Origin of the sequence: Rahnella sp. R3(2024) (assembly GCF_042920125.1) — a bacterium.
Classification (GTDB): domain Bacteria; phylum Pseudomonadota; class Gammaproteobacteria; order Enterobacterales; family Enterobacteriaceae; genus Rahnella; species Rahnella rivi.
This window is the reverse complement of the sequence record NZ_JBHGBU010000002.1, coordinates 99,002-121,334: the sequence shown is the minus strand read 5'-3', so window position 1 is coordinate 121,334 and position 22,333 is coordinate 99,002. Positions and strand designations below refer to the sequence as shown.

22 protein-coding genes are annotated in these 22,333 nt (G+C 57.2%); 18 read left to right on the top strand and 4 right to left on the bottom strand.

Annotated elements, in window-relative coordinates:
• Window positions 1-8 precede the first annotated feature (8 nt).
• From fecI to fecE, 7 genes are all read left to right on the top strand, one after another.
• Window positions 9-527, top strand: coding sequence for a ferric citrate uptake sigma factor FecI (gene fecI / locus ABSH60_RS21065; RefSeq protein WP_217204353.1), 519 nt, complete (start codon window positions 9-11; stop codon window positions 525-527).
• A gap of 5 nt (window positions 528-532) precedes the next feature.
• Window positions 533-1,495, top strand: a complete 963-nt coding sequence (gene fecR / locus ABSH60_RS21060) for a ferric citrate uptake sigma factor regulator FecR (RefSeq protein WP_390975969.1) — start codon at window positions 533-535, stop codon at window positions 1,493-1,495.
• Window positions 1,496-1,628: 133 nt separating this feature from the next.
• A complete protein-coding gene (gene fecA, locus ABSH60_RS21055) occupies window positions 1,629-3,989 on the top strand; it encodes a TonB-dependent Fe(3+) dicitrate receptor FecA (protein ID WP_390975967.1) in 2,361 nt (786 codons plus the stop codon).
• 67 nt (window positions 3,990-4,056) lie between these two features.
• On the top strand, window positions 4,057-4,962 hold the full coding sequence (locus ABSH60_RS21050; RefSeq protein WP_390975965.1) for a Fe(3+) dicitrate ABC transporter substrate-binding protein: 906 nt from the start codon (window positions 4,057-4,059) through the stop codon (window positions 4,960-4,962).
• Window positions 4,959-5,963, top strand: a complete 1,005-nt coding sequence (gene fecC, locus ABSH60_RS21045; protein ID WP_390975963.1) for an iron-dicitrate ABC transporter permease FecC — start codon at window positions 4,959-4,961, stop codon at window positions 5,961-5,963. The genes ABSH60_RS21050 and fecC overlap by 4 nt, the downstream gene beginning before the upstream one ends.
• Complete coding sequence (gene fecD / locus ABSH60_RS21040; RefSeq protein ID WP_056779500.1) at window positions 5,960-6,922, top strand: Fe(3+) dicitrate ABC transporter permease subunit FecD; 963 nt, start codon at window positions 5,960-5,962, stop codon at window positions 6,920-6,922. Before fecC ends, fecD begins: the two co-directional genes overlap by 4 nt.
• 2 nt (window positions 6,923-6,924) lie before the next feature.
• A complete protein-coding gene (gene fecE / locus ABSH60_RS21035; RefSeq protein ID WP_390975961.1) occupies window positions 6,925-7,692 on the top strand; it encodes a Fe(3+) dicitrate ABC transporter ATP-binding protein FecE in 768 nt (255 codons plus the stop codon).
• A 25-nt stretch (window positions 7,693-7,717) separates the two neighbouring features.
• Here the strand turns inward: fecE and ABSH60_RS21030 are convergent, their stop codons facing one another.
• Complete coding sequence (locus tag ABSH60_RS21030) at window positions 7,718-8,203, bottom strand: type VI secretion system tube protein TssD (protein WP_390975959.1); 486 nt, start codon at window positions 8,201-8,203, stop codon at window positions 7,718-7,720.
• Window positions 8,204-8,388: 185 nt separating this feature from the next.
• On the opposite strand from ABSH60_RS21030, the gene ABSH60_RS21025 reads away from it, so the two are divergent.
• The 4 genes from ABSH60_RS21025 to ABSH60_RS21010 all read left to right on the top strand — a co-directional run bounded on the left by ABSH60_RS21025 (window position 8,389) and on the right by ABSH60_RS21010 (window position 11,491).
• A complete protein-coding gene (locus ABSH60_RS21025) occupies window positions 8,389-8,925 on the top strand; it encodes a tlde1 domain-containing protein (RefSeq protein ID WP_390975957.1) in 537 nt (178 codons plus the stop codon).
• Complete coding sequence (locus ABSH60_RS21020) at window positions 8,897-9,151, top strand: hypothetical protein (RefSeq protein ID WP_390975956.1); 255 nt, start codon at window positions 8,897-8,899, stop codon at window positions 9,149-9,151. Before ABSH60_RS21025 ends, ABSH60_RS21020 begins: the two co-directional genes overlap by 29 nt.
• A gap of 191 nt (window positions 9,152-9,342) precedes the next feature.
• Window positions 9,343-10,488, top strand: a complete 1,146-nt coding sequence (gene lldD, locus ABSH60_RS21015; RefSeq protein WP_390975954.1) for an FMN-dependent L-lactate dehydrogenase LldD — start codon at window positions 9,343-9,345, stop codon at window positions 10,486-10,488.
• Between the two features lie 163 nt (window positions 10,489-10,651).
• Window positions 10,652-11,491, top strand: coding sequence for a MetQ/NlpA family ABC transporter substrate-binding protein (locus ABSH60_RS21010; protein WP_390975952.1), 840 nt, complete (start codon window positions 10,652-10,654; stop codon window positions 11,489-11,491).
• A gap of 80 nt (window positions 11,492-11,571) precedes the next feature.
• On the opposite strand, the gene mntP is transcribed toward ABSH60_RS21010, so the two are convergent.
• Together mntP and ABSH60_RS21000 are read right to left on the bottom strand one after the other, a co-directional pair.
• The gene (gene mntP, locus ABSH60_RS21005) at window positions 11,572-12,144 is read right to left on the bottom strand and encodes a manganese efflux pump MntP (RefSeq protein WP_056775123.1); all 573 of its coding nucleotides are present in this window, start codon (window positions 12,142-12,144) and stop codon (window positions 11,572-11,574) included.
• Between the two features lie 354 nt (window positions 12,145-12,498).
• Entirely contained in the window at window positions 12,499-13,575 is a 1,077-nt protein-coding gene (locus ABSH60_RS21000) for a membrane-associated sensor domain-containing protein (RefSeq protein ID WP_390975950.1), read from the bottom strand.
• Between the two features lie 307 nt (window positions 13,576-13,882).
• Here ABSH60_RS21000 and kup point away from each other — a divergent pair, with 307 nt between their 5' ends.
• Complete coding sequence (gene kup / locus ABSH60_RS20995; RefSeq protein ID WP_122096899.1) at window positions 13,883-15,757, top strand: low affinity potassium transporter Kup; 1,875 nt, start codon at window positions 13,883-13,885, stop codon at window positions 15,755-15,757.
• A 45-nt stretch (window positions 15,758-15,802) separates the two neighbouring features.
• On the opposite strand, the gene ABSH60_RS20990 is transcribed toward kup, so the two are convergent.
• Entirely contained in the window at window positions 15,803-16,510 is a 708-nt protein-coding gene (locus tag ABSH60_RS20990; RefSeq protein WP_390975948.1) for a hypothetical protein, read from the bottom strand.
• Between the two features lie 207 nt (window positions 16,511-16,717).
• Between ABSH60_RS20990 and ABSH60_RS20985 the strand changes: the two genes are divergently transcribed.
• The 6 genes from ABSH60_RS20985 (at window position 16,718) to ABSH60_RS20960 (ending at window position 22,295) form a co-directional block, all read left to right on the top strand.
• Window positions 16,718-17,485 carry a basic amino acid ABC transporter substrate-binding protein gene (locus ABSH60_RS20985; protein ID WP_056775111.1) on the top strand — a complete coding sequence of 256 codons (768 nt, stop codon included), beginning with the start codon at window positions 16,718-16,720 and terminating at the stop codon, window positions 17,483-17,485.
• 60 nt (window positions 17,486-17,545) lie between these two features.
• On the top strand, window positions 17,546-18,310 hold the full coding sequence (locus ABSH60_RS20980; protein WP_056775108.1) for an amino acid ABC transporter permease: 765 nt from the start codon (window positions 17,546-17,548) through the stop codon (window positions 18,308-18,310).
• The gene (locus tag ABSH60_RS20975) at window positions 18,297-19,019 is read left to right on the top strand and encodes an amino acid ABC transporter ATP-binding protein (protein WP_056775167.1); all 723 of its coding nucleotides are present in this window, start codon (window positions 18,297-18,299) and stop codon (window positions 19,017-19,019) included. The genes ABSH60_RS20980 and ABSH60_RS20975 overlap by 14 nt, the downstream gene beginning before the upstream one ends.
• Window positions 19,020-19,072: 53 nt before the next feature.
• Window positions 19,073-19,960, top strand: a complete 888-nt coding sequence (locus tag ABSH60_RS20970) for a serine hydrolase (RefSeq protein WP_390975945.1) — start codon at window positions 19,073-19,075, stop codon at window positions 19,958-19,960.
• Window positions 19,961-20,029: 69 nt separating this feature from the next.
• Window positions 20,030-21,043 carry an ROK family protein gene (locus tag ABSH60_RS20965; protein WP_390975943.1) on the top strand — a complete coding sequence of 338 codons (1,014 nt, stop codon included), beginning with the start codon at window positions 20,030-20,032 and terminating at the stop codon, window positions 21,041-21,043.
• A 79-nt stretch (window positions 21,044-21,122) separates the two neighbouring features.
• Complete coding sequence (locus ABSH60_RS20960) at window positions 21,123-22,295, top strand: MFS transporter (protein WP_056775098.1); 1,173 nt, start codon at window positions 21,123-21,125, stop codon at window positions 22,293-22,295.
• The last annotated feature ends 38 nt before the right edge of the window (window positions 22,296-22,333 follow it).

Below are 22,333 nucleotides of genomic sequence, written 5' to 3'. Positions count from 1 at the left end.
AACTTTCTATGTCCATCAACGCTGCCGTATCACCCGCCCGCGCGTTTGAAGCGCTCTACAGCTCGCACCACCGCTGGCTGAAAAACTGGCTCCGGTTAAAACTGGGGTCGGCCAATGACGCCGACGATCTGGCGCAGGACACCTTTATGCGCGTCCTGACCGGCGACAGTGCGCAGGAAATTCGCGAACCCAAATCTTTTCTCTGCACCATTGCCCGCCGGGTGATGGTGGATTTTTTCCGCCGCAACGCGCTGGAACGCGCTTATCTCGACATGCTGGCGCTGATGCCGGAAGCGCATATGCCGTCGCCGGAACAGCGCCAGTGCCTGCTCGAAACCCTGCAACAGATCGATACGATGCTCGATGGCCTGGGTGAAAAAGTGCGTCAGGCTTTTCTGCTCTCCCAGCTGGAAGGGCTGACCTATCCGGTGATTGCCCGGCGTCTGAACGTTTCGGTCAGTTCGGTCAAAAAGTACATGGCGAAAGCCACTGAGCATTGTCTGCTGTTCAGCCTGGAACATGGCTGAGCGCAATGACCTCCTCCCTTACCGATAATCAGCGTCTGGCGCTGAAAATGGCCGCGCAGTGGTTCGCCACCTTGTGCTCGGGCGAGGTGACGCCGCAACAAAATCAGAAATGGCAACGGTGGCTGGCGCAGCACGAAGACCATCGCTGGGCGTGGCAGCGGGTGGAATCCTTACAGGGTCAGTTGCACAGCATGCCGGGCCGCTTCAGTTATCAGACGCTCAATCACGCGAGCCAGCAGTCGGAGGTCACCCGCCGCCGCGTGCTGAAAGGTTTGCTGGTGCTGCTCGGGCTGGGCGGCAGCTGGAAAGCGTGGCAGACGCCAGCCGGACAAGGCCTGCTGGCGGATGCGCGCACCGCCACCGGCGAAATCAAAACCCTGCGTCTGCAAGACGGTTCCCAACTTTCGCTTAACACCGCCAGCGCCGCCGATATCCGTTTTACCCCGCAAGAGAGGCTGATCCGCCTGCATCAGGGCGAAATCAGCATCATCACCGCGCAGGATACGCAGCCCGTCTCGCGGCCTTTCCTGGTGCAAACGCAGCAGGGCATGCTGCGCGCCCTCGGCACGGAATTTATCGTCCGCCAGTTTGATGACGCGACCCGCCTGACCGTGCTGAAACACGCGGTGGAAGTCACGCTGCCGGGCCAGCGCTTGCAGGTCAGCGAAGGCCAAACCGTCCGTTTTACCGCCAGCACATTTGGCGAGGTGACGGCTCTTTCGGGCGGAGCGGGCAGCTGGAGCAAAGGCGTGCTGAGCGTCAGCGACCGGCCTCTGGCGGAAGTGGTGGATGAACTGGCGCGTTACCGTCACGGCCATCTGAGCTGCGACCCCGCTGTTGCACATCTGCGCATCAGCGGCACTTTCCCGCTCAACGACACCGACGCGGTCCTCAACATTCTTTCGCGCACGTTACCCGTCAGGATCCACACCCTGACCCGCTACTGGGTGAACGTGGTGCCCGCGTAATGCTGCCGTAATACCGCCTGCAAATAAAAATGATAAATAATCGCATTCGCGATTGTCCCTTTTGCATTCTCATCCGACTCCTATGCAGCACTGAAAAAAAACACACAGCAAAAACATAAAATCTGGAGAGGGTATGTCCATTTCACGCTCACGCGTTCTGCGTTCTTTTGGCAACACAACACCACTGGCGATGGCCATTCACTGCGCGATCCTTCCTGCTGCGCTGATCACCGCGCTGCCTGCGGCGGCGGCGGTTCAGTCTGCACCCTATCAGATTGCGGCAGGCAATCTTGATACCGCACTCAATCAGTTTGCGGCAAAGGCGGGTATCACGCTGTCGGTGGATTCTTCGCTGACGCGCGGCAAGCACAGCAAGGGTTTACAGGGAAATTACACCCTCAATGACGGCCTGACGGCGCTGCTGGCAGACAGCGGGCTGGAAGCCCGATCATTGGGTAACAATGCGTTTACGCTGGCGGCCATTCCGGCGCCGGTTCAGGAGCCGGAATCCCTGACCGTGGTCGGCGACTGGCTGGCTGATGCGCGTGAAAACGACGTGTTTGAACATGGCGGGGCGCGCGACGTGATCCGCCGTGAGGATTTTGTCAAAACCGGCGCGACGACGGTGCGTGAGGTGATGAACCGCATTCCGGGCGTGAATGCGCCGGAAAATAACGGCACCGGCAGCCATGATATGGCGATGAATTTTGGTATCCGCGGGCTGAACCCGCGCCTCGCCAGCCGTTCCACCGTGCTGATGGACGGCATTCCGGTGCCGTTTGCGCCTTACGGCCAGCCGCAACTTTCCCTTGCGCCGGTTTCGCTCGGTAACATGGACGCGGTGGATGTGGTGCGCGGCGGCGGCGCGGTGCGTTACGGGCCGCAAAGCGTCGGCGGCGTGGTGAACTTCGTCACCCGCGCCATTCCGAAAGATTTCGGCATCGAAGCCGGAACGGAAGGCACTTACAGCCCGACCTCCAGCCAGAACGACCCGAAAGGCACCGGTAACCTGATGATTGGCGGCACGGCGGATAACGGCCTCGGCGGCGCGTTATTGTATTCCGGCACGCGCGGCAGCGACTGGCGTGAACACAGTGCGACCAAAATCGACGACGTGATGCTGAAAACCCGTTACGCGCCCAATGACGTCCACACCTTTAACAGCCTGCTGCAATATTACGAAGGCCGCGCAGAAATGCCGGGCGGTTTGTCCCGCGCCGATTACAACGCCAACCGTTTTCAGTCCACGCGCCCTTACGATGAATTCTGGGGACGCCGCCAGCTGGCGAGTTTCGGCTATCAATATCAGCCGGATCAGCAGCATAAATTCAATATCCAGAGCTTCTACACCTACACCCTGCGCAGCGGCTATCTCGATCAGGGCAAAAACCTGACCCTTTCCCCGCGCCAGTATTGGGTACGCGGCATCGAACCGCGCTACAGCCAGAGCTTCAACCTCGGCCAGACGGCGCATGAAGTGGGCGTCGGTTACCGCTACGTCAGCGAATCCACCCACGAACTGCGCTATTACAGCCCGGCCAAATCCGGCGTCCTGCCGACCGGCGACAGCCCGTACGATCGCGATACCCAGTCCGGCACGCAGGCTAACGCATTTTACGTCGATGACCGTATCGACGTCGGCGACTGGACTATCACGCCGGGGATGCGCTACGAACATATTCAGTCGTATCAGAATAACTACATCAAAGGCACGAAGCAGGAAATCAGCTACAACGCGCCGCTGCCCGCGCTGAATGTGGTGTATCACCTGAACGATGCCTGGAATATTTACGGCAACACCGAAGGATCTTTCGGCACCGTGCAGTACAGCCAGATTGGCAAAGCGGTGGACAGCGGCAATATCGAGCCGGAAAAAGCCCGCACCTGGGAACTGGGCACGCGCTTTGATAACAGTATTGTGAAAGCGGAAGTCGGCCTGTTCCTGATCAACTTCAACAATCAGTACGACTCCAACCAGACCACCGACAGCGTGACGGCGCGCGGTAAAACCCGTCACACCGGGCTGGAGAGCCAGATCCGTTACGACCTGTCAGATTTGTCCCCGACACTGGAAAATGTTTCTGCCTACGCCAGCTATGCCTACGTCAACGCGGTGATCCGCGAAGAGGGCGATACGCACGGCAATCAGGTGCCGTTCTCGCCAAAAAACAAAGGCACGCTGGGGCTGGATTACACGCCGGGCAACTGGTTCTTCAACGTCAACAGCGAATACCAGTCCGGCCAGTTTGCTGACAACGCCAACACCGTTGAGGAAAGTGCCGATGGCAGCACCGGCCGCATTCCCGGTTTCATGCTGTGGGGCGCACGCGCCGGTTATCAGTTTGGCGCAGACATGGCGAACCTGAATCTGGCCTTCGGCGTGAAGAACATCTTCGACCATGAATATTTCACCCGCGCCTATGACGACAACAACAAAGGGTTGTATGCCGGCCAGCCGCGCACCTTGTATATGCAGGGCTCCCTGAAGTTCTGATTGTTTCATGCCCGCCGGGCGTAGCGCCGCTGCGCCCGGTTTTTCCTGTTAACCGCACAGAGGTTTTATGTCTTTCTTCTCCCGCTTTGCGCTTTTTATCGGCTTATGTTTTTCACTGAGTAGCGCCCAGGCCGTGACGGTCACGGACCAGCAGGGCAGCTTTACCCTGGATCCCACGCCAAAACGTGTGGTGGTGCTGGAGTTGTCCTTTGTGGACGCGCTGGCGGTGGTGGATGTCAGCCCGGTCGGCGTGGCCGACGATAACGATGCGGACCGCATTTTGCCGCAGGTGCGTCAGCGCATCGGCGTGTGGCAATCGGTCGGCACGCGATCGCAGCCCAGCCTTGAGGCGATTGCCGCCCTGAAACCGGACCTGATCATCGCCGACAGCAGTCGCCACAGCGGCATTTACGCCGCGCTGAAAGGCATTGCGCCAACGCTGCTGCTGAAATCCCGTAACGAAACCTACCGCGAGAATCTGGAGTCGGCGGCGATCATCGGCAAGGTGCTGGGCAAAGATGCGCTGATGCAGCAACGTCTGACGGAACATCATCAGCGTATGCAGGCGTTTGCCGCGCAGTTGCCACAAGGCACGCAGGTGGTGTTCGGCACTTCGCGCGAGCAGCAGTTCAACCTGCATTCGCGGGATTCCTACACCGGCAGCGTGCTGACCTCGCTCGGCCTGAAGGTGCCGGAGCCGGTGAACCAGCAGCCGCTGGCGAACATCAGCTTCGAGCAACTGCTGGCGATCAACCCGGACTGGCTGATCGTCGCGCATTACCGTCAGGAAAGTATCGTGCGCCAGTGGCAGCAGGATCCGCTGTGGCAGATGATGAAAGCCGCGCAGCAAAAACAGGTGGCGTCGGTGGACAGTAACGTCTGGGCGCGGATGCGCGGCATGTTTGCCGCCGAACAGATCGCCAGCGACACGGTGCAGATCCTGCATCATCAGGCGCTTAACACCGCCCCATGATGGCAGTGAAACGCCTGTTTACGTGGTGGCGCTGGACGCTGCCTCTGCTCGTTCTGGGCGTCAGCTTCTGGCTGACGCTTTTTTGCCGTTCTGCGGTGCCCATTGGCGCGCTGGAAGCGTTGCGCGCCTTGCTGCCCGGCCCGCCGGTTTCCCTTGCACAGGCGCTGGTGCTGAACCTGCGCCTGCCGCGCAGTCTGGTGGCGATGCTGCTGGGCGCGAGTCTGGCGCTGGCGGGCAGTTTGCTGCAAACCCTGACCCGTAATCCGCTGGCGTCGCCTTCACTGTTTGGCATTAACGCGGGCGCGTCGCTGGCGATGGTGGTGGTCAGCGCGCTCAGCCCGCAGCTGTTCTCCGGTTTCAGCATCGCGCTGGTGGCCGCACTTGGCGGCGGCGTCAGCTGGGGCGCCGTCATGCTAATGGGCGGCGGCTGGCAACAGGCAGGGGATCGCAGCCGGTTGATCCTCGCGGGTGTGGCGGTATCTGCGCTGTGCGCCGCGCTGGCAAAAGCCACGCTGATCCTCTCCGAAGACCACGCTTACGGCATTCTCAGCTGGATGGCCGGCGGTGTGGCGCACGCCCGCTGGCCGGAGTTCTGGCATCTGTTTCCGTTCACCGCCATCATCGCGCCGTGGGTGTTGCTGCTCGCCAGCCACCTCAACCTGTTGCAGGTCAGCGATGACAGCGCGCAGACGCTGGGTGTTAACCTGCCGCGTCTGCGACTGACCCTTAATCTGATGGTGTTGCTGCTGGTCGGTGCCTGCGTGAGCGTCGCCGGACCGCTGGCGTTTATCGGCCTGCTGGTGCCGCACATTTCCCGTTACTGGATTGGCTACGACCTGCGCCGTATGTTGCCGCTGTGCATGATTTTTGGTGCCACATTGATGCTACTGGCCGATTTGCTGGCTCGTTTTCTGGCGTGGCCGGGCGAGCTACCGGCGGGCGTGGTGCTGGCGCTGATCGGCGCGCCGTTCTTCGTCTGGCTGGTGAGGACGCGCACATGATCCGCCAGCTGACGGTATTCCTCATCCTCAGCGCGCTGCTGCTGCTGACCTTCGTGATGTCCCTGCGCTACGGCACGCACACGCTGACGTTTGAACAGATGCGCCTCGCGCTTTCACCTGCTGACAGCAACCATTTTCCGCTGACGGAGTACCGGCTGCCGCGCGCGCTGCTGGCAATACTGATCGGTGCGGCGCTGGCGCTTTCCGGCGTGCTGGTGCAGGGAATTATCCGCAATCCGCTGGCCTCGCCGGACATTCTCGGCGTCAATCATGCCGCCGGATTAGCGTCGGTGGGGGCGCTGATGTTGCTGCCTTCGCTCTCTGTCATGTGGCTTCCGCCGCTGGCATTTGCCGGGGGGATTGCGGCCTTTGTGCTGCTGAGGCTGATTTCCGGGCGCTCTGCGCCGTTGCGGCTGGCATTAACGGGCGTGGCGCTGACCGCCTTTTACGCCAGCCTGACCGATTACCTGATGCTGTCTCGCCCGATGGAGATCAACAGCGCGCTGCTGTGGCTGACCGGCAGCCTGTGGGGACGTGGCTGGAATTTCGTTGAGATCGTCGCGCCGTGGTTGCTGCTCCTGCTGCCGCTGAGCCTGTGGTTTTGCCGCGATCTGGATGTGCTGGCGCTCGGCGATGACAGTGCCGCGACGCTGGGTATTCGCGTATCCCGCGTGCAGCGGTGGGTGCTGTTGCTGGCGGTAGCGCTGGCGGCGATAAGCGTTGCGGCGTGCGGGCCGGTGGGCTTTATCGGCCTGGTCGCCCCACACCTGACCCGTCGGCTGGTGGGCGGCCGCCACCGTGTGCTGATCCCCGCGTCCCTGCTGGTGGGGGCGCTGATTTTACTGCTGGCGGATGTGCTGGCGCGAACCCTGCACCCGCCGCTGGAACTGCCCGCGGGCGTATTAACGGCGGTGATTGGTGCGCCGTATTTTTTCTGGTTATTAATGAGAACCCGCTGATTATGCAACTCAGTGCAGACAATCTGACTGCCGGTTACGGCAAAAAAAACATCCTTAACGGCCTGACGCTGACGCTCCCGGCCGGGAAGATCACCGCGCTGATCGGCCCGAACGGCTGCGGTAAATCCACGCTGTTGAAATGCTTTTCACGCCTGCTGACCCCGGCATCCGGCACCCTGTTACTCGGCGGGGAAGCGTTATCCGCGCTGCCTGGCCGCCAGCTGGCGCGCAAACTGGCGTTACTGCCGCAGCAGCATAGTGCGCCGGAAGGCATCAGCGTGCGTGAACTGGTGGGTTATGGCCGCAGCCCCTGGCTGAATATGTGGGGAAGGCTGGGGCAGCAGGATAAGGCCGCCGTCGAACGGGCGATGCAGGAAACGAACATCACGGATCTTGCCGAAAAGCGGGTCAGCGAGCTGTCCGGCGGGCAGCGTCAGCGTGCGTTTCTGGCGATGGTACTGGCGCAGGACACGCCGCTGATGCTGCTTGACGAGCCGACCACTTATCTTGATATCAGCCATCAGGTTGAGCTGATGAACCTGCTACGCAGCCAGAATCAGCAGGGAAAAACGCTGGTGGCGGTGCTGCACGACCTGAATCAGGCCAGCCGTTACTGTGATTACTTGGTGATGATGGTCGCAGGTAACATTATCGCGCAGGGCACACCGGAACAGGTCATGACACCGGCTCTTCTGTCGCAGGTGTTCGATATCGACGCGCAAATCTATCCCGAACCCGCGTCGGGAAAACCGATGTGTATTGTGCGGTGAAAGTGGGGCGCGAGCCCCACATTTTTCATGACCGGACATTCCATTCATCGGTGTACTTCACATTGCCGTCGACGTAGTGCCAGGTAATTTTGTTGTACATCAGTGATACCGATTCCACGTGATTAAGCTGCGAATTTCCGGACATTCTCACGTTGGGCATGCCCGGATTTACGCCGGTAATCTTCACCCCCTCAAGCGTCATAATAAAATAAACCTCTTCCCTGCCGGCATCATTAATGCGATACCAGCGGATTTCAGCAGACTTTAACGTTTGTCCTTTAGCGACTGCTTTATACAAATAAGGGCTCGATGAATCGAAATCTTTTTCAAGCATCATCGGAGAGTGGGTGCGGGTTCCGGTAATACTGCCGCTACGGCTGTCGACGGGAATATTCAGACCGTGGCTGAAACCGATGATCTCAATACTTCCCTCCCGATTTGCAACATCCACAGAACCTTTAATAGCAGCACCACCGTCATCGCAGAGCCACATATAAGCGGGTATTGGCATGGTTGTCATTTCCTTAAAAAAAACGAGCTTTACGTTATGCCCTTAATGCCATTTTTGGCAATGAGTGGATGTTGTAATATATTGACTTTTCAGAAGTTTATTATCAAATAAAGCATTTTAAGTGCCTGTTTTTTGTGGTGTGATTACCGTGTTTTTCTTTAAGCTAAATTTCACAAGGAGTTTTCATGGCTATACAAGGGAAATTTGTGATCAACGATGCCGATTATTCCCCCCTTAGTGTCAATGGTGTGGGGACGTTCATGGCATTTTCAGGGAATGGGGCCTATCACAATCGCGGAGGGTGCGGAAAAATTGCGGGAAATGGACCAATACCCACGGGCCGATATTGGGTTGTTGAAAGAGGGAGCGGTGGTTTTTTTTCAAAAAAAGTCGCGTGGGTAAAAGACAGTTATAACAAATATCACAGTGGCGCGGAGTTTAGACGTTCAGAGTGGTTTGCACTCTATCCTGATGACCGGAGCATAGACGATATGACCTGGATTGAAGGCGTTAAGCGAGAGCACTTTCGCCTGCACCCTGGGATACTCTCTGACGGTTGTATAACACTGGCCAACAATTCAGATTTCGCCCTGCTGAGAAATGCGCTGCTGCATACCAGGCTGATGGAAGTGCCCTGCATGAAAGATCTCATGGCATATGGATATATAGAAGTCGTTTACGGTGGATTTCGCCATGCTGACACTTGTGCGCTGGGTAGCTAAGTCTGCACTCCTGGTTCTCCTGTTCTGCACCGGAGCCATGCTTATTGATCCCGCTACATTTATCAGTCTGGATACGGCCAATAGTTTTGCAGAATGGACGTATGGTGATGTAAATCAGGAAAATTTTGATGATTTGTGGGTTTTGACCTGGATCGCATGCTCGATGCTGTTCTCTTTGGCGGGGTACTTTCTGATTATCAGTATCGCCCGAAAAATGCGCCGTTAGTGGCGCACTCATATTTCGCTCCAATCCCCCATATTTCCTGCCGGTAAACTTCTCCTTCATCCCGCAGTATTTCTGACCTTAAAAACACCCGCATTCGTTGTCATTGTTTTCTCTGGGGTTGTGTTTATCAACTACACTTTTGACACCCCTACAGCGCCGCTAAAAAGAGCGCAAGACAACGAGAAAACATCATGATCATTTCAGCATCGACGGACTACCGCGCGGCGGCAAAAAGTAAGTTGCCGCCATTTCTGTTTCACTACATCGACGGGGGGGCTTACAACGAGCATACGCTCAGACGTAACACCGCCGATCTGGCTGATATCGCCCTGCGCCAGCGCGTCCTGAAAAACATGTCAGATCTGAGCCTTGAGACGCAGCTGTTTGGTGAAAAACTGGCGATGCCGGTGATCCTGGCACCCGTAGGCCTGACTGGTATGTATGCCCGCCGCGGAGAAGTGCAGGCCGCGCGCGCGGCGGCGAAAAAAGGCATTCCCTTCACCCTTTCCACCGTTTCCGTATGCCCGATTGAAGAGGTTGCGCCGGCCATCGACCGGCCAATGTGGTTCCAGCTTTACGTGCTGAAAGATCGCGGATTTATGCGCAATGCGCTGGAGCGCGCTCAGGCGGCAGGTGTCAACACGCTGGTGTTTACCGTGGATATGCCGGTGCCGGGCGCTCGTTACCGTGACGCCCATTCCGGCATGAGCGGCCCGAACGCGGCCGCCCGTCGTATGTTGCAGGCGGTGATGCACCCGCAATGGGCGTGGGACGTCGGCCTGAACGGCAAGCCGCATGACCTCGGTAATGTTTCCGCCTATCGCGGGAAACCGACCACGCTGGAAGATTATATCGGCTGGCTGGGGGCGAACTTTGACCCGTCCATTTCATGGAAAGATCTGGAGTGGATCCGCGAGTTCTGGAAAGGCCCGATGATCATTAAAGGCATTCTGGACCCGGAAGATGCCAGAGACGCGGTGAAATTCGGCGCTGACGGCATTGTGGTGTCCAACCACGGTGGCCGCCAGCTCGACGGCGTGCTCTCCACCGCCCACGCGCTGCCCGCCATCGCCGATGCGGTGAAAGGTGACATCACGATTCTCGCGGATTCCGGCATCCGCACCGGTCTGGACGTGGTACGTATGATTGCGCTCGGCGCAGACAGCGTGCTGCTTGGTCGCGCCTTTGTGTATGCGCTGGCCGCAGCGGGCGAGGCGGGAGTGATTAATTTGCTTAACCTGATTGAAAAGGAGATGCGTGTAGCGATGACGCTGACCGGGGCGAAGACCATCGGTGAGATTGGCGCCGGATCGCTGGTGCGCGGCGCGGGCAGGTGAAACGGCAGCCTCAGTGGCATCTCAATTTTCCAGATATCCAAGAGAGAAATGCGTATAAGTAACGCTGTCCGGATGTGTCAGCATAGGTGTGTCTGGGGTGCGCCCGTCGGGGCGAAAAGCCGCCATCACACTTATTCTAAAGGCTTATCTGAAGGGAATGCTTATGCTGAAAAATCTTGTTCTGCCGTTTTCTGCCCCCGTTTCCATTGCCGGGCGTTTGTCGGCTGTGGCGTTGTTACTTTCTTCCGTTTCGGCCTGGGCCGCGGAGCCGTTGCGGGTGCAGGCTGATGCCGTGCCTCACGCAGAAATTCTGGCGTATGTGCAGAAAATTGACCCCGGCCTGAATCTGAAAGTGATCGAAATTCCCAGCGGGCTGAACCCTAACGAACTGCTGGCGCATGGCGATATCGACGCCAATTATTTCCAGCATGTGCCGTATTTGCTGTCACAGGAAAAGGCGCTGAAGGTGAAGTTTGTCGTGGCGGCGCAGGTTCACATCGAGCCGCTGGGCGTCTATTCCAGCCGTCATAAAAGCTATGCGGATGTGCCGCAAAACGGCACCGTCGCCGTGCCTAACAACGAAACCAATCTGAGCCGGGCGTTGTATTTGTTGCAAAGTCAGGGGCTTATCACGCTTAAGACCGGCTTTAACGATCCGGCTAAAAATCAGGCCACGCCGCGCGACATTGCCACTAACCCGAAGAACCTGAAAATTCTGGAAGTGGAATCCCCGCAGATCCCGCGTTCTTTGCCAGACGTTGATCTGGCGGTGATTAACGGTAACTTTGCGCTGGAAGCGGGGCTGAGCCCGGCGAAGGATGCGCTGGGTCTGGAGAAAGCGCAGGGCAACCCGTATGCCAATATTCTGGTGACCACGGAGAAACTGCAAAACGATCCACGGATTAAGCAACTGGCAAAAGACCTGCAATCGCCGCAGGTGGCGCAGTTCATCAGTGAAACGTTTAAAGGGTCGGTATTGCCGGTGACCGCGGCGAAAAGCTGACAGGATCTGAGCAGGCGTAAAACGCAAAAAAGGGAACCGGCGTTCCCTTTTTTCATGTCTTCAGCTGGCGTTCTGAACGATCAGTTCAGCAGCCCGAGGTGTTCGACCAGGATCGATGTGCCGATGCCTATCAGCACAACGCCACCCAGCACTTCAGCCCATTTTCCGATGGCGGCCCCTAAAAAACGACCCAGCAACATGCCTGAGGTGGCCATGATGGTGGTGGCGGCACCGATGGCGAGCGCCATCACCAGAATGTTAACCTGCAGGAAGGCGAGGCCGACGCCCACGGCCATCGCATCGAGGCTGGTGGCAATGGCGGTGGTGACCAGCAGCCAGAATCCGTGACGGTGCGGTATCTCTGTTTCTTCGCCGGTGTCTTTCTTAAATCCCTGCATAATCATACGGCTGCCCAGCACCAGCAGCAGGGTGAACGCGACCCAATGATCCCACTCCATGATGAACTGAGTGGCTGCAAGGCCAATGGCCCATCCGATCACTGGCGTAATGGCTTCAATCACGCCAAAAATAATCCCGGTGCGTAACGCTTCTTTCAGCGGCGGGCGGTGCAGGGATGCGCCTTTACCGATTGCCGCAGCAAACGCATCCATCGACATGCCGAACGCCAGAATAACGACCGTATAAAATTGCATAAAACAGACCAGTCAGGCCTTTCGTCGAACAAAAGGCACCTTATTAAAAGAGGCGTGCAGTTTGCCACAGAAGATAAAATAAAAAAACCATAATATTCAATCAGTTATAGCATGCGTTAAGAATGTTAGCACAGGCTATATTTGTATGAAAAGGCTTCAAAACTGCAAGGGTATTGGTGGTTAAGGAGGAAAAACGTGAGTTATCATAATAATTTACGCGCCCGCTTAATTATGCAGCGGGTCTTATTTTGAGCAGGAGGCAGCGGCGGGTGACGGATGAGCCGCTGACGGGTGGGAAAGATTTTTTTATGCGTCCGGCTTTCCCTTCGTCTGAATCTGCAAAATCAACGCTGCTTACTGGCACCAGCGGTTGCGGCCCTGTTCTTTTGCCCGGTAGAGCGCGGCATCGGCGGCGGCGATCAGTTCGGCAACGCGTTTTCCGTGATCATAACCAGTCACACCCATGCTGACGGTGACGTGTTCGCTCACCTCCGATTGCGCGTGAGGCATGGCCTGCTCGCTGATTTTGGCGCGAATGCGTTCAGCCACGGCGATGGCTTCCTCAACGGATGCGCCTGGCAGCAGAACCAGAAACTCTTCCCCGCCATAGCGTGCGACCAGATCTTTCGGGGTGCGCACGGCGTCTTTCAGCGCGCGGGCGATCGCCACCAGACAGTGATCGCCAGCCTGATGCCCGTAGTGATCGTTGTAGCGTTTGAAATAATCGACATCCAGCATGATCAGCGCAAACGGCAAACGCTGAGCAACCGCCATATCCAGATGGCTTTCCATTCCGCGCCGGTTGGCGGTTTCGGTCAGCGGATCCTGGCTGGCCAGCGTGTCCAGATAAGAGATCAGCACCAGATTATCCTGATGGCGTTGCCAGTTTTCGTCGAACCAGTGCTGCAAAATATGACGCCCGTAAATCAGAATCAGCGAGAAAAGACACCAGATAACGAAAAACCGCAAATTAAGATCTGAATACAGGCTGATGTTGGACAGTAACGCGGATAACCACAGCGGAGTGGCGTACAGCAATAATCCGCGGGGATAAAAGTACAGTGCTGAGAGTGCCGTGAGGATCAGAATAATGACCAGCGGATAGGACACCGGCAACTGCCATAAGGTGACAAAGTAGTAGCAACTGTATGCCCAGATTGCCCCCGTCAGCAGGAACACCAGATCGAACATAAGACGCCGTAACGACGTCAGCCGCTTTTCCCCGATAAAGACGACGCCGAGGCTGCCCGCCGCCAGGGCGATCACCACGCCCATGGTGATGTCGATGATGTCCAGCACAGAGGCGGGTACCGGGGGAACGGCGGCATCTGCATGGCCGAAAATCTGGCTGCGGCACAGAACGATGACCGCAAAACTGAAGTTGATGAACGCAAACCAGGGCACACTTTTTGAGAGCGCGTAGGCAACCATCTCCTCACGCCTTTTCCACAGCGGCAAATTGATTGTTGGCGGTTTTCTTTTCTCGCTCACCATGGGATTGACCTCAGACATTGGGCGATAAGGACGGACAAACAATGTCACCCCGCAGGGTAACGGCACTAAAGTAATAGACACATTCTTGTCAAAACACCAAACACGGTCACGCTTTGCGCTGAAAAAATCCGCTTATTTCTGTGAGTTATGGGCATTTTTCTGCCCGCAGCAGGGCAAATCCACACCAGCATCTATACTGCGTGAATGGGGCCGCAAAGGCTTCCCCAAAACATGGCGAAGACGCATGAAACACATACAAAATAAGTCGTCGCTGCTCAGCGCGACGACCGCCTGCATCGGTGTCGTTTATGGTGATATAGGTACCAGCCCGCTTTATACCTTGCGCGAATGTCTGACCGGGCAGTCCGGGATCACGCTGACCCAAAGTTCGCTGTTCGGATTTTTGTCGCTGATTTTCTGGTTGCTGATGCTGGTGGTGTCAGTGAAATACATCAGCTTTGTGATGCGTGCGGATAACGACGGGGAAGGCGGGATCCTTACGCTGATGTCGCTGGCGGTGCGTCACCTGAATCCGCGCTGGGTGCCGGTCATTATGTTTCTCGGCCTGGTCGGCGGCAGTTTCTTTTATGGCGACGGCGTCATCACGCCCGCGATCTCCGTGCTTTCCGCCATTGAAGGGCTGGAGCTGATTGCGCCGTCTTTCGATCGCTTTATCATTCCGGCGGCCGTTGCTGTGCTGACGCTGTTGTTCTTCATTCAGAAAAACGGCACCGGCAGCGTGGGGAAAATCTTTGCGCCGGTGATGGTGGTGTGGTTTGTGGTGCTGGCGATATTGGGGATCGGCGGCATTATGCGCAACCCGGACGTATTGCAGGCGCTGAACCCTTACTGGGCGCTGCATTTTTTTGTCGAATTCAAAACGGTGTCGTTCTTCGCGCTGGGCATGGTGGTGCTGTCGGTGACCGGCGGCGAAGCCTTGTACGCGGATATGGGGCATTTTGGTAAGAAACCGATCCGCATCGCGTGGGTTGTGCTGGTTGGCCCGGCGCTGGTGATGAATTATTTCGGTCAGGGCGCGTTGCTGCTCAGCCACCCTGACGCTATTCAGAATCCGTTTTTCCTTCTGGCGCCCGGCTGGGCGCTGATCCCGCTGCTGGTGCTGGCGACGCTGGCGACGGTGATTGCCTCGCAGGCGGTGATTTCCGGCGTGTTCTCCCTGACGCGTCAGGCGGTGCGCATGGGGTATCTGCCTCCGATGCGCATCATCTATACCTCTGACGTCGAATCCGGGCAGATTTACATCCCGGTGGTCAACTGGCTGCTTTACGTCGCGGTGCTGATCGCCATCCTCAGCTTTAAACATTCGAGCAATCTGGCTTCGGCCTACGGGATTGTGGTCACCGGCACCATGGTCATCACCTCTTTGCTGATTGGGATTGTGATGGTGAAAAACTGGGGATGGAAAACCTGGGCTGGCGGTCTGGTGATGACGCTGATGCTGCTGATTGACGTACCCTTGTTTGCCGCGAACCTGACAAAACTGTTCTCCGGCGGCTGGCTGCCGGTGGTGATCGGCCTGACCATTTTGCTGATTATGCTGACCTGGAAAACGGAGCGCTCGCGGTTGTTGCGCCGGTTGCGTCAGGATCCGGAAGCGCTGGAAGCCCTGATCACCTCGCTGGAAAAGGCGCCGCCGAAACGGGTGCCCGGCACCGCTGTGGTGATGTCGCGCGGGTTGTACGAGGTTCCGCTGGTCTTACTGCACAATCTTAAACATAACAAGATCCTGCATGAGCGGGTGATTTTACTGACCATGATCACGGCGGATGTGCCTTATGTGCACAACGTGAGACGCGTGAACATTGAACAGCTTTCACCGACATTCTGGCGGGTGATCGCCAATTATGGCTGGCGTGAAAAACCTAACGTAGAGGATATTTTGTATCGCTGCGGGCTGGAAGGGCTGAAATGTACTATGAACGAAACGTCATTCTTTATGTCCCGCGATACCTTTATTCTCGGCGATCCGCGTCCGTGGTATCTGAAAGCGCGGGGAAAACTGTTCCAGGTGTTGCAGCGCAATTCGCTGCGCGCGCCGGAGCAATTCCATATTCCGCCGAACAGGGTGATCGAGCTGGGGGCTGTGGTGAAATTCTGACGGTTATCACCGCGTATTCAGGCTGAATACGCGGTGATAAGAGGGCTACGCCTGCGGGGTTTGCGTCAGGTTTGTGACGTCCTGCGTGGCAGATTCCTGTGAGGTTTTCGCCTGCTCATTGGTGACCGGTGTGGCTGGCGTTACAGTTTGCGTTTGCTCAGTGGCGGCCGGTGGGGCTGGCGTTGCGGCCTGAGTTTGTTCAGTGGTAGCCGGTGCGGCTGGCGTTGCCGCCTGAGTTTGCTCAGTGGCAGCCGGTGTGGCTGGCGTTGCCGCTTGTGTTTGCTCAGCGGCTGCCGGGGCTTCCATTTGAATATTCGGTAGTGAAGGAACAGGTTCTGCCGGAATGGATTCTGACTTAGGTTTCGGCACCGGTGTGGCGGCACGCACTAAGAAGGTGGGTTTCAGATCCGCCACAGAATAGGTGACATGGCTAATCACATCGCTGGATGTCGTGACGTCGACAGGGGAAATCGACACGCGGCCAATCAGTGAACGGGCATAGCCGCCCACTTTATGTTTGCCCTCAGGCAGTTTGACCTCCAGAGACTCGCCGACGCCGAGCGCTCCGGCGTCTTTGTCATCCACGGTCACGTAAAGTTTGGTGCCATCATCGGTTTTCGTCGGGATATGCGTCACGGTTACCCGCGTCGAGCCGAAATCGAAAGCCGGTGCCTGTTCGGCGGTTTTCGGTTTTGCGCATCCTGTGAGGGCAAAAACGGCTGCAACGGCAGCAAGGGTAAAACGATAACTCATAGTTCGGTATCTTCCTTTGAGGGATTTTTGTGATCTGCGTATCAATATACCCGATCTGAGGAATGAGATGAATGCGATGACGGGGAACTCGGAACAATCTTCTCTTCAGTTTGTAACCGCCACACAACTTTAAGTTGAAGCGCTTCGTCAATTTGTGTATTTTTATGCAAATTATATGCATAAAAACACAATCACACAGGAGTGACCATGCTTAAGTCCTTAATTCTCACCGGGTGTCTGCTTTCTTCTTTAATCACATCAGCCTTTGCCGCACAGACGACCTACGTTGTCGGTTCCGGCGGCACTTACCGTCCGTTCGAATATGAAAACAGCCAGAAACAGCTGGAAGGTTTTGATATCGATATCATCAAAGCCATTGCCAAAGCGGAAAACTTTGACATCAAACTGGTGAACACGCCGTGGGAAGGTATTTTCGCTACGCTGAATTCCGGCGACCGCGACATCATCATTTCCGGCATCACCATCACCGACAAACGTAAAGCGATGGTCGCTTTTTCCGCGCCTTACTTCCCGGCCGAACAGTCCATCGTGGTGCCTGTGGATTCTAAAGTGGATTCCGTTGCCGCGCTGAAAGGCCAGAAAGTGGGCGTGGTGAACTCCAGCACCGGGGATATTGTGGTGTCCGACACGCTCGGCAAAAACAGCACCGACATCAAACGTTTTGATAACACGCCGCTGATGTTGCAGGAACTGGCGGAAGACGGCATCGGCGCAGCCGTCGGCGACGTGGGCGTGGTGAAGTACTACATCAAATCCCATCCTGAAAAAGCCCTGAAACTGGTGCCGGACAGCAAGTTTGAGCGTCAGTATTTCGGTATTGCGGTGGCGAAAGACAACACCGAGTTGCTGGGTAAAATCAACGCCGGTTTGAAAAAAATCGTAGCTGACGGCACCTACGCGAAAATCTACGAAACCTGGTTTGATAAGAACGTTCCAACGCTTCCCGCTCAATAATATTTTCAACACGAACAACGTTAATCAGGGGCGGTAACACGCCCCTGAACAAGGACAGGTATGACCGGATTTCGCTGGGAGATAATCTCAGAATACGCGCCGCTGTTTGTCGAGGGCGCGCTGATGACCATCAAATGCACCATTATTTGCGTCATTTTAGGCACCAGTTGGGGGTTGCTGCTGGGCCTCGGGCGCATGGCCCGCGCCGACGACGGCCCGTGGAAACACATTCTGCGCTTTGCCGTGCAATGGCCGGTGCGCATTTACGTCAGTGCGTTTCGCGGTACGCCGCTGTTTGTGCAGATCATGGTGGTTCACTTTGCGCTGGTGCCGCTGTTTATCAATCCGCGTGACGGCATTCTGGTGGCTAACGGCCTGATGTCTTCGGAGTTTGCCCGCGCATTACGGTCTGATTACGGCGCGTTTTTATCCTGCGTGGTGGCGATCACCCTGAACGCCGGAGCCTATGTTTCCGAGATTTTCCGTGCGGGTATTCAGTCTATCGACAACGGTCAGATGGAAGCATCCCGTGCGCTGGGGATGGGCTGGGGCAAAACCATGCGCAAAGTGATTTTGCCGCAGGCATTCCGCCGCATTCTGCCGCCGCTGGGGAATAACGCCATCGCGATTGTGAAAGATTCCTCGCTGGCTTCGGCGATTGGTCTGGCCGATCTGGCCTACGCCGCACGTACCGTTTCCGGCGCTTACGCCACCTACTGGGAACCCTACCTGACCATTTCACTGGTTTACTGGGTGCTGACTTTCCTGCTCTCGCTGCTGGTTCAACACATGGAAAAGAGGTTTGGCAAAAGTGATTCACGTTAAGGATTTACAGAAACAGTTTGGCGAAACGCACGTGTTGCGCGGCATTTCCTGTGACATCGCAGAGAAAGAAGTGGTGTGCATTATCGGGCCTTCTGGCTCCGGCAAAAGCACCTTCCTGCGCTGTCTGAACGCGCTGGAAAAGCCCAACGGCGGTGAAGTGGTGGTGAACGGTTTTGCGGTGCATGATCCGAAAACCAATCTGAATACGCTGCGTTCCGGCGTGGGCATGGTGTTTCAGCGTTTTAATCTGTTCCCGCACATGACCGTACTGGAAAACCTGATCATGGCGCCCATGTCGCTGAAAGGGTTGTCGAAAGCCGAAGCGGTCACGCGTGCCGAAAAGCTGCTGCAAAAAGTCGGGCTGATCGACAAAATCGACGCCTGGCCTTCCAGTTTGTCCGGCGGCCAGCAACAGCGCGTGGCGATTGCCCGTGCGCTGGCGATGGAACCGTCGATCATGCTTTTCGATGAACCGACGTCTGCGCTGGATCCGGAACTGGTGGGTGAAGTGCTGGCGGTGATGAAACAGCTGGCGCTGGAAGGCATGACGATGGTGATCGTCACGCACGAAATGGGTTTCGCCCGTGAAGTGGCCGACCGCGTGGTGTTTATCGATCAGGGCGTGATTCAGGAACAGGGGCCGCCTGAGCAACTGTTTACCGCGCCGGAAAATCCGCGAACCCGTGAATTTTTGAGTAAAGTACTATAACCCGACGGGCGCTTTCATCAGCGCCCGTTTTCTTTCATGTCATGAGGTCAGTCATGCCTGAATTCCATTCGTATTGTATTTCCGCCTCGGGTGAGGAAAGGAGCGAAGGCGATGCCGATGCCCGCTTTCCTTACTGGAGCTTCACCAAAACCGCGATCGCGATTTGTGCGCTGAAGCTGCGTGAAAACGGCGCGGTGGATCTGGACAGAAGGATTGATGGCGAGGCGTACACGCTGCGCCAACTGCTCAGTCACACCGCCGGATTGCCGGATTACGGCGCGCTGAAGGCTTATCACGACGCGGTGGCTGCCGGGGATCAACCCTGGTCACGCGACAGATTACTCAGTGCCACGTTAGCCAACGGCATGCTGTTTGCGCCAGGCGAGGGCTGGTCTTATTCCAATGTCGGCTACATGTTGGCGAGGGAACACATCGAAGCCGCATCAGGGCGGAGTTTTGCCCAACTGGTGGCTGACTTCATCACGACACCGCTCGGGCTGACCAGCATAACCCTTGCCACCACCCGCGAACAGTTCGCCCGGCTGCACTGCGCCGCCGCCGGCACCTACCATCCGGGCTGGGTGTATCACGGCTGCCTGACCGGCAATGTGCGCGACGCGGCCAGACTGTTGCACGGATTATTTAGCGGCAACCTGCTGAGCGCGACGTCGCTGGCCGACATGCAGGTGACCCGTCGGCTCGGCGGTGCCCTTGCAGGGCGGCCATGGACCGAATGCGGTTACGCGCTGGGGCTGATGAGCTGCGCAATGGGCGAGAGCGGGCGGTCTGTGGGGCATTCTGGCGGCGGGCCGTCGTGCGTGAATGCGGTCTATCACTTCCCGGATCTGCACGAAGCGGTGACCGGTGCCTGTTTTACCGGCGGGCATGACGAAGGCGTGGCCGAGACAGAACTCACCCGACGCGTGCTGAACATGGGGTAACCGCAGGCGCTTACCGGTTCCACTTTGTGCTAAATTACCCGCCATTCTTACCTGTCTGCCCGAGGCCATATGTTTACTCCGCTCAACCGTACAACCCGTGAAATGAAAATCAATAATGTGGTGCTGGTCACCCATGCTTTGAAATCACTGGGCTCTGCGACCAAAGCTGAGCTGGCGGTGGCGACGGGGCTGAGCGTCGCCACCTGCGGCACCGTGCTGAATGAACTGAGTGGCAGCCGTGAAGTGCTGGCGCTGGAACGTGAAGTGTCGCGCGGTGGCCGACCTGCGCAGCGGTATGCGTACAACCCGGATTATTTCTCGGTGCTCAGTATTTATGTGCAGGGAAGTGACGCCGCAGCGCAGATCGTCTGGACCGTGAATACTGCCATTGGCGGATGTCTGGCGCAGGGTGAAGAGCGGTTTCTGCCACAGGACCGGCAGGGGTTTTACTGCCTTGTCGCCGGTATCCTGGCGCAGTATCCGAACATCACCGCGCTGGGGCTGGGGTTGCCGGGGGTGGTGGTGAAAGGGCAGGTCGCGACCTGCGACATCAGCGCCTTCGCCGGTGTGCCGGTGGAGCAGGAGCTGCGCGAGCGTTTCGCTATTTATGTGCAGGTGGACAATGACATGAATTACACCGCCTACGGTTTTTACCGCAGCAGCTGCGCCGGTGTCACTGCGCCGGTGGCCTATATTTTCAAACCGGAAGTGCCTTGCCTCGGCTGCGGCATGGTGATCAACGGGCAGGTGTTGCAGGGTGCCAGCCAGTTTGCCGGTGAGGTGTCTAATCTGCCGTTCAGCGGCATGGATAAACTGCCGGTGGCCGATGAAATGTCAAAAGTCATTGTCTCGCTGGCGGCGATCATCAACCCAATGACTATCGCGCTGTCCGGCCCGAAAATCAGCCAGGCGCTGATCCCGGAATTACTCGCGCGCTGCCACCAGCACATTCCACAGGAGCATATGCCTGAACTGGTGTACAGGCCGTCAATGCGTCAGGATTACTTGCAAGGCATCACCGAACTGACGTTAAACAACTATAACCGTCACGTCGCCTTCAGCACGCAGACCGGCGCGCATTGACTTTAGTTTCCGGACGCCAATATACTCGGCACTTATTAAAAGACTTTTAATAACTCATCTGACCGTCGGAGAACGCCTTTTGTCACTCTCATCTGAACTACCTGATACGCCTGACCACATCGGGAGCCCGGCCAAACGGGTCGCCACCCGCTCAATCTTTTTTGTCACCGGCATGGCGATGGGGTTGTGGGCCGCGCTGGTGCCCTACGCGCAGTTACGCACGCATTCGGAAGCGGGGGATCTCGGCCTGCTGTTGCTGTGCCTTGGCGCCGGTTCGTTACTCTCCATGCTGGGATCCGGACGGCTGATTGGCCGGTTTGGCTGCCGGGGGGTGATCATCGCCTCGGTCATTTTGTACTGCCTGATGCTGCCGCTGCTGGCGCTGTTTAGCGACATCTGGCTGCTGGCGGTGAGCCTGTTCATTTTCGGTATGGGCATCGGGCTGGCAGATGTCTCGGTGAACGTGCAGGGAACGCTGGTCGAGCAGGCCGCGGATAAGCCGCTGATGTCCGGTTTTCATTGCTTATGGAGCGTCGGCTGTATCGCCGGAGCCGGCGGCGGTTCGTTACTGCTGAGCTCGGGCGTTTCACCGCTCGGCAGTACGTTTTACGCCATCGCACTGGTGATTATCGTGACCGCGTACTCCTGTCGCGGCCTGTTGCCGTTTGGCGCGCATGAGGAAGAGCACGTTGAAGGAAAAGCCAAACCACGGCCTAACTTCCGCCTGGTACTGATGGCAGTGATGGCCATGATCTGCTTTATGGCCGAAGGCGCGGTACTTGACTGGGGCGGCGTATTCCTGACGCGCGAACGTGGTCTGGCACTGGAACATGCGGGCTGGGGTTTTGCCGTCTTTGCCGTCGCAATGTCATTGATGCGCATGACCGGCGACGCCATCGTCAGCGCGCTGGGGCGTAAACGTGTGCTGGTGGTGGGCGGCATTTTGGGCATTGCCGGTTATCTGATGGTGGTGCTGTTACCGGGCTGGATCCTGCCATTGTGTGGTTTTGCGCTGGTGGGCATTGGCGCGGCGAATATCGTGCCGGTGCTGATCACCCTCGCAGGGCAGGAGAAAGTCATGCCGGTCAATATGTCGGTGGCGATGGTGGCGACGCTGGGTTATCTCGGTGTGCTCGGCGGCCCGGCGCTGATCGGGTTTATCGCGCATCTCTCCAGCCTGTACGTGGCATTCTCTGGCGTCGCAGCGGCTTTCCTGATCATCACCTTCGGCGCGTACAAATTAAAATATTAATGATTTTGGGATAACTGAGTCACACTGAACCGCGGGCG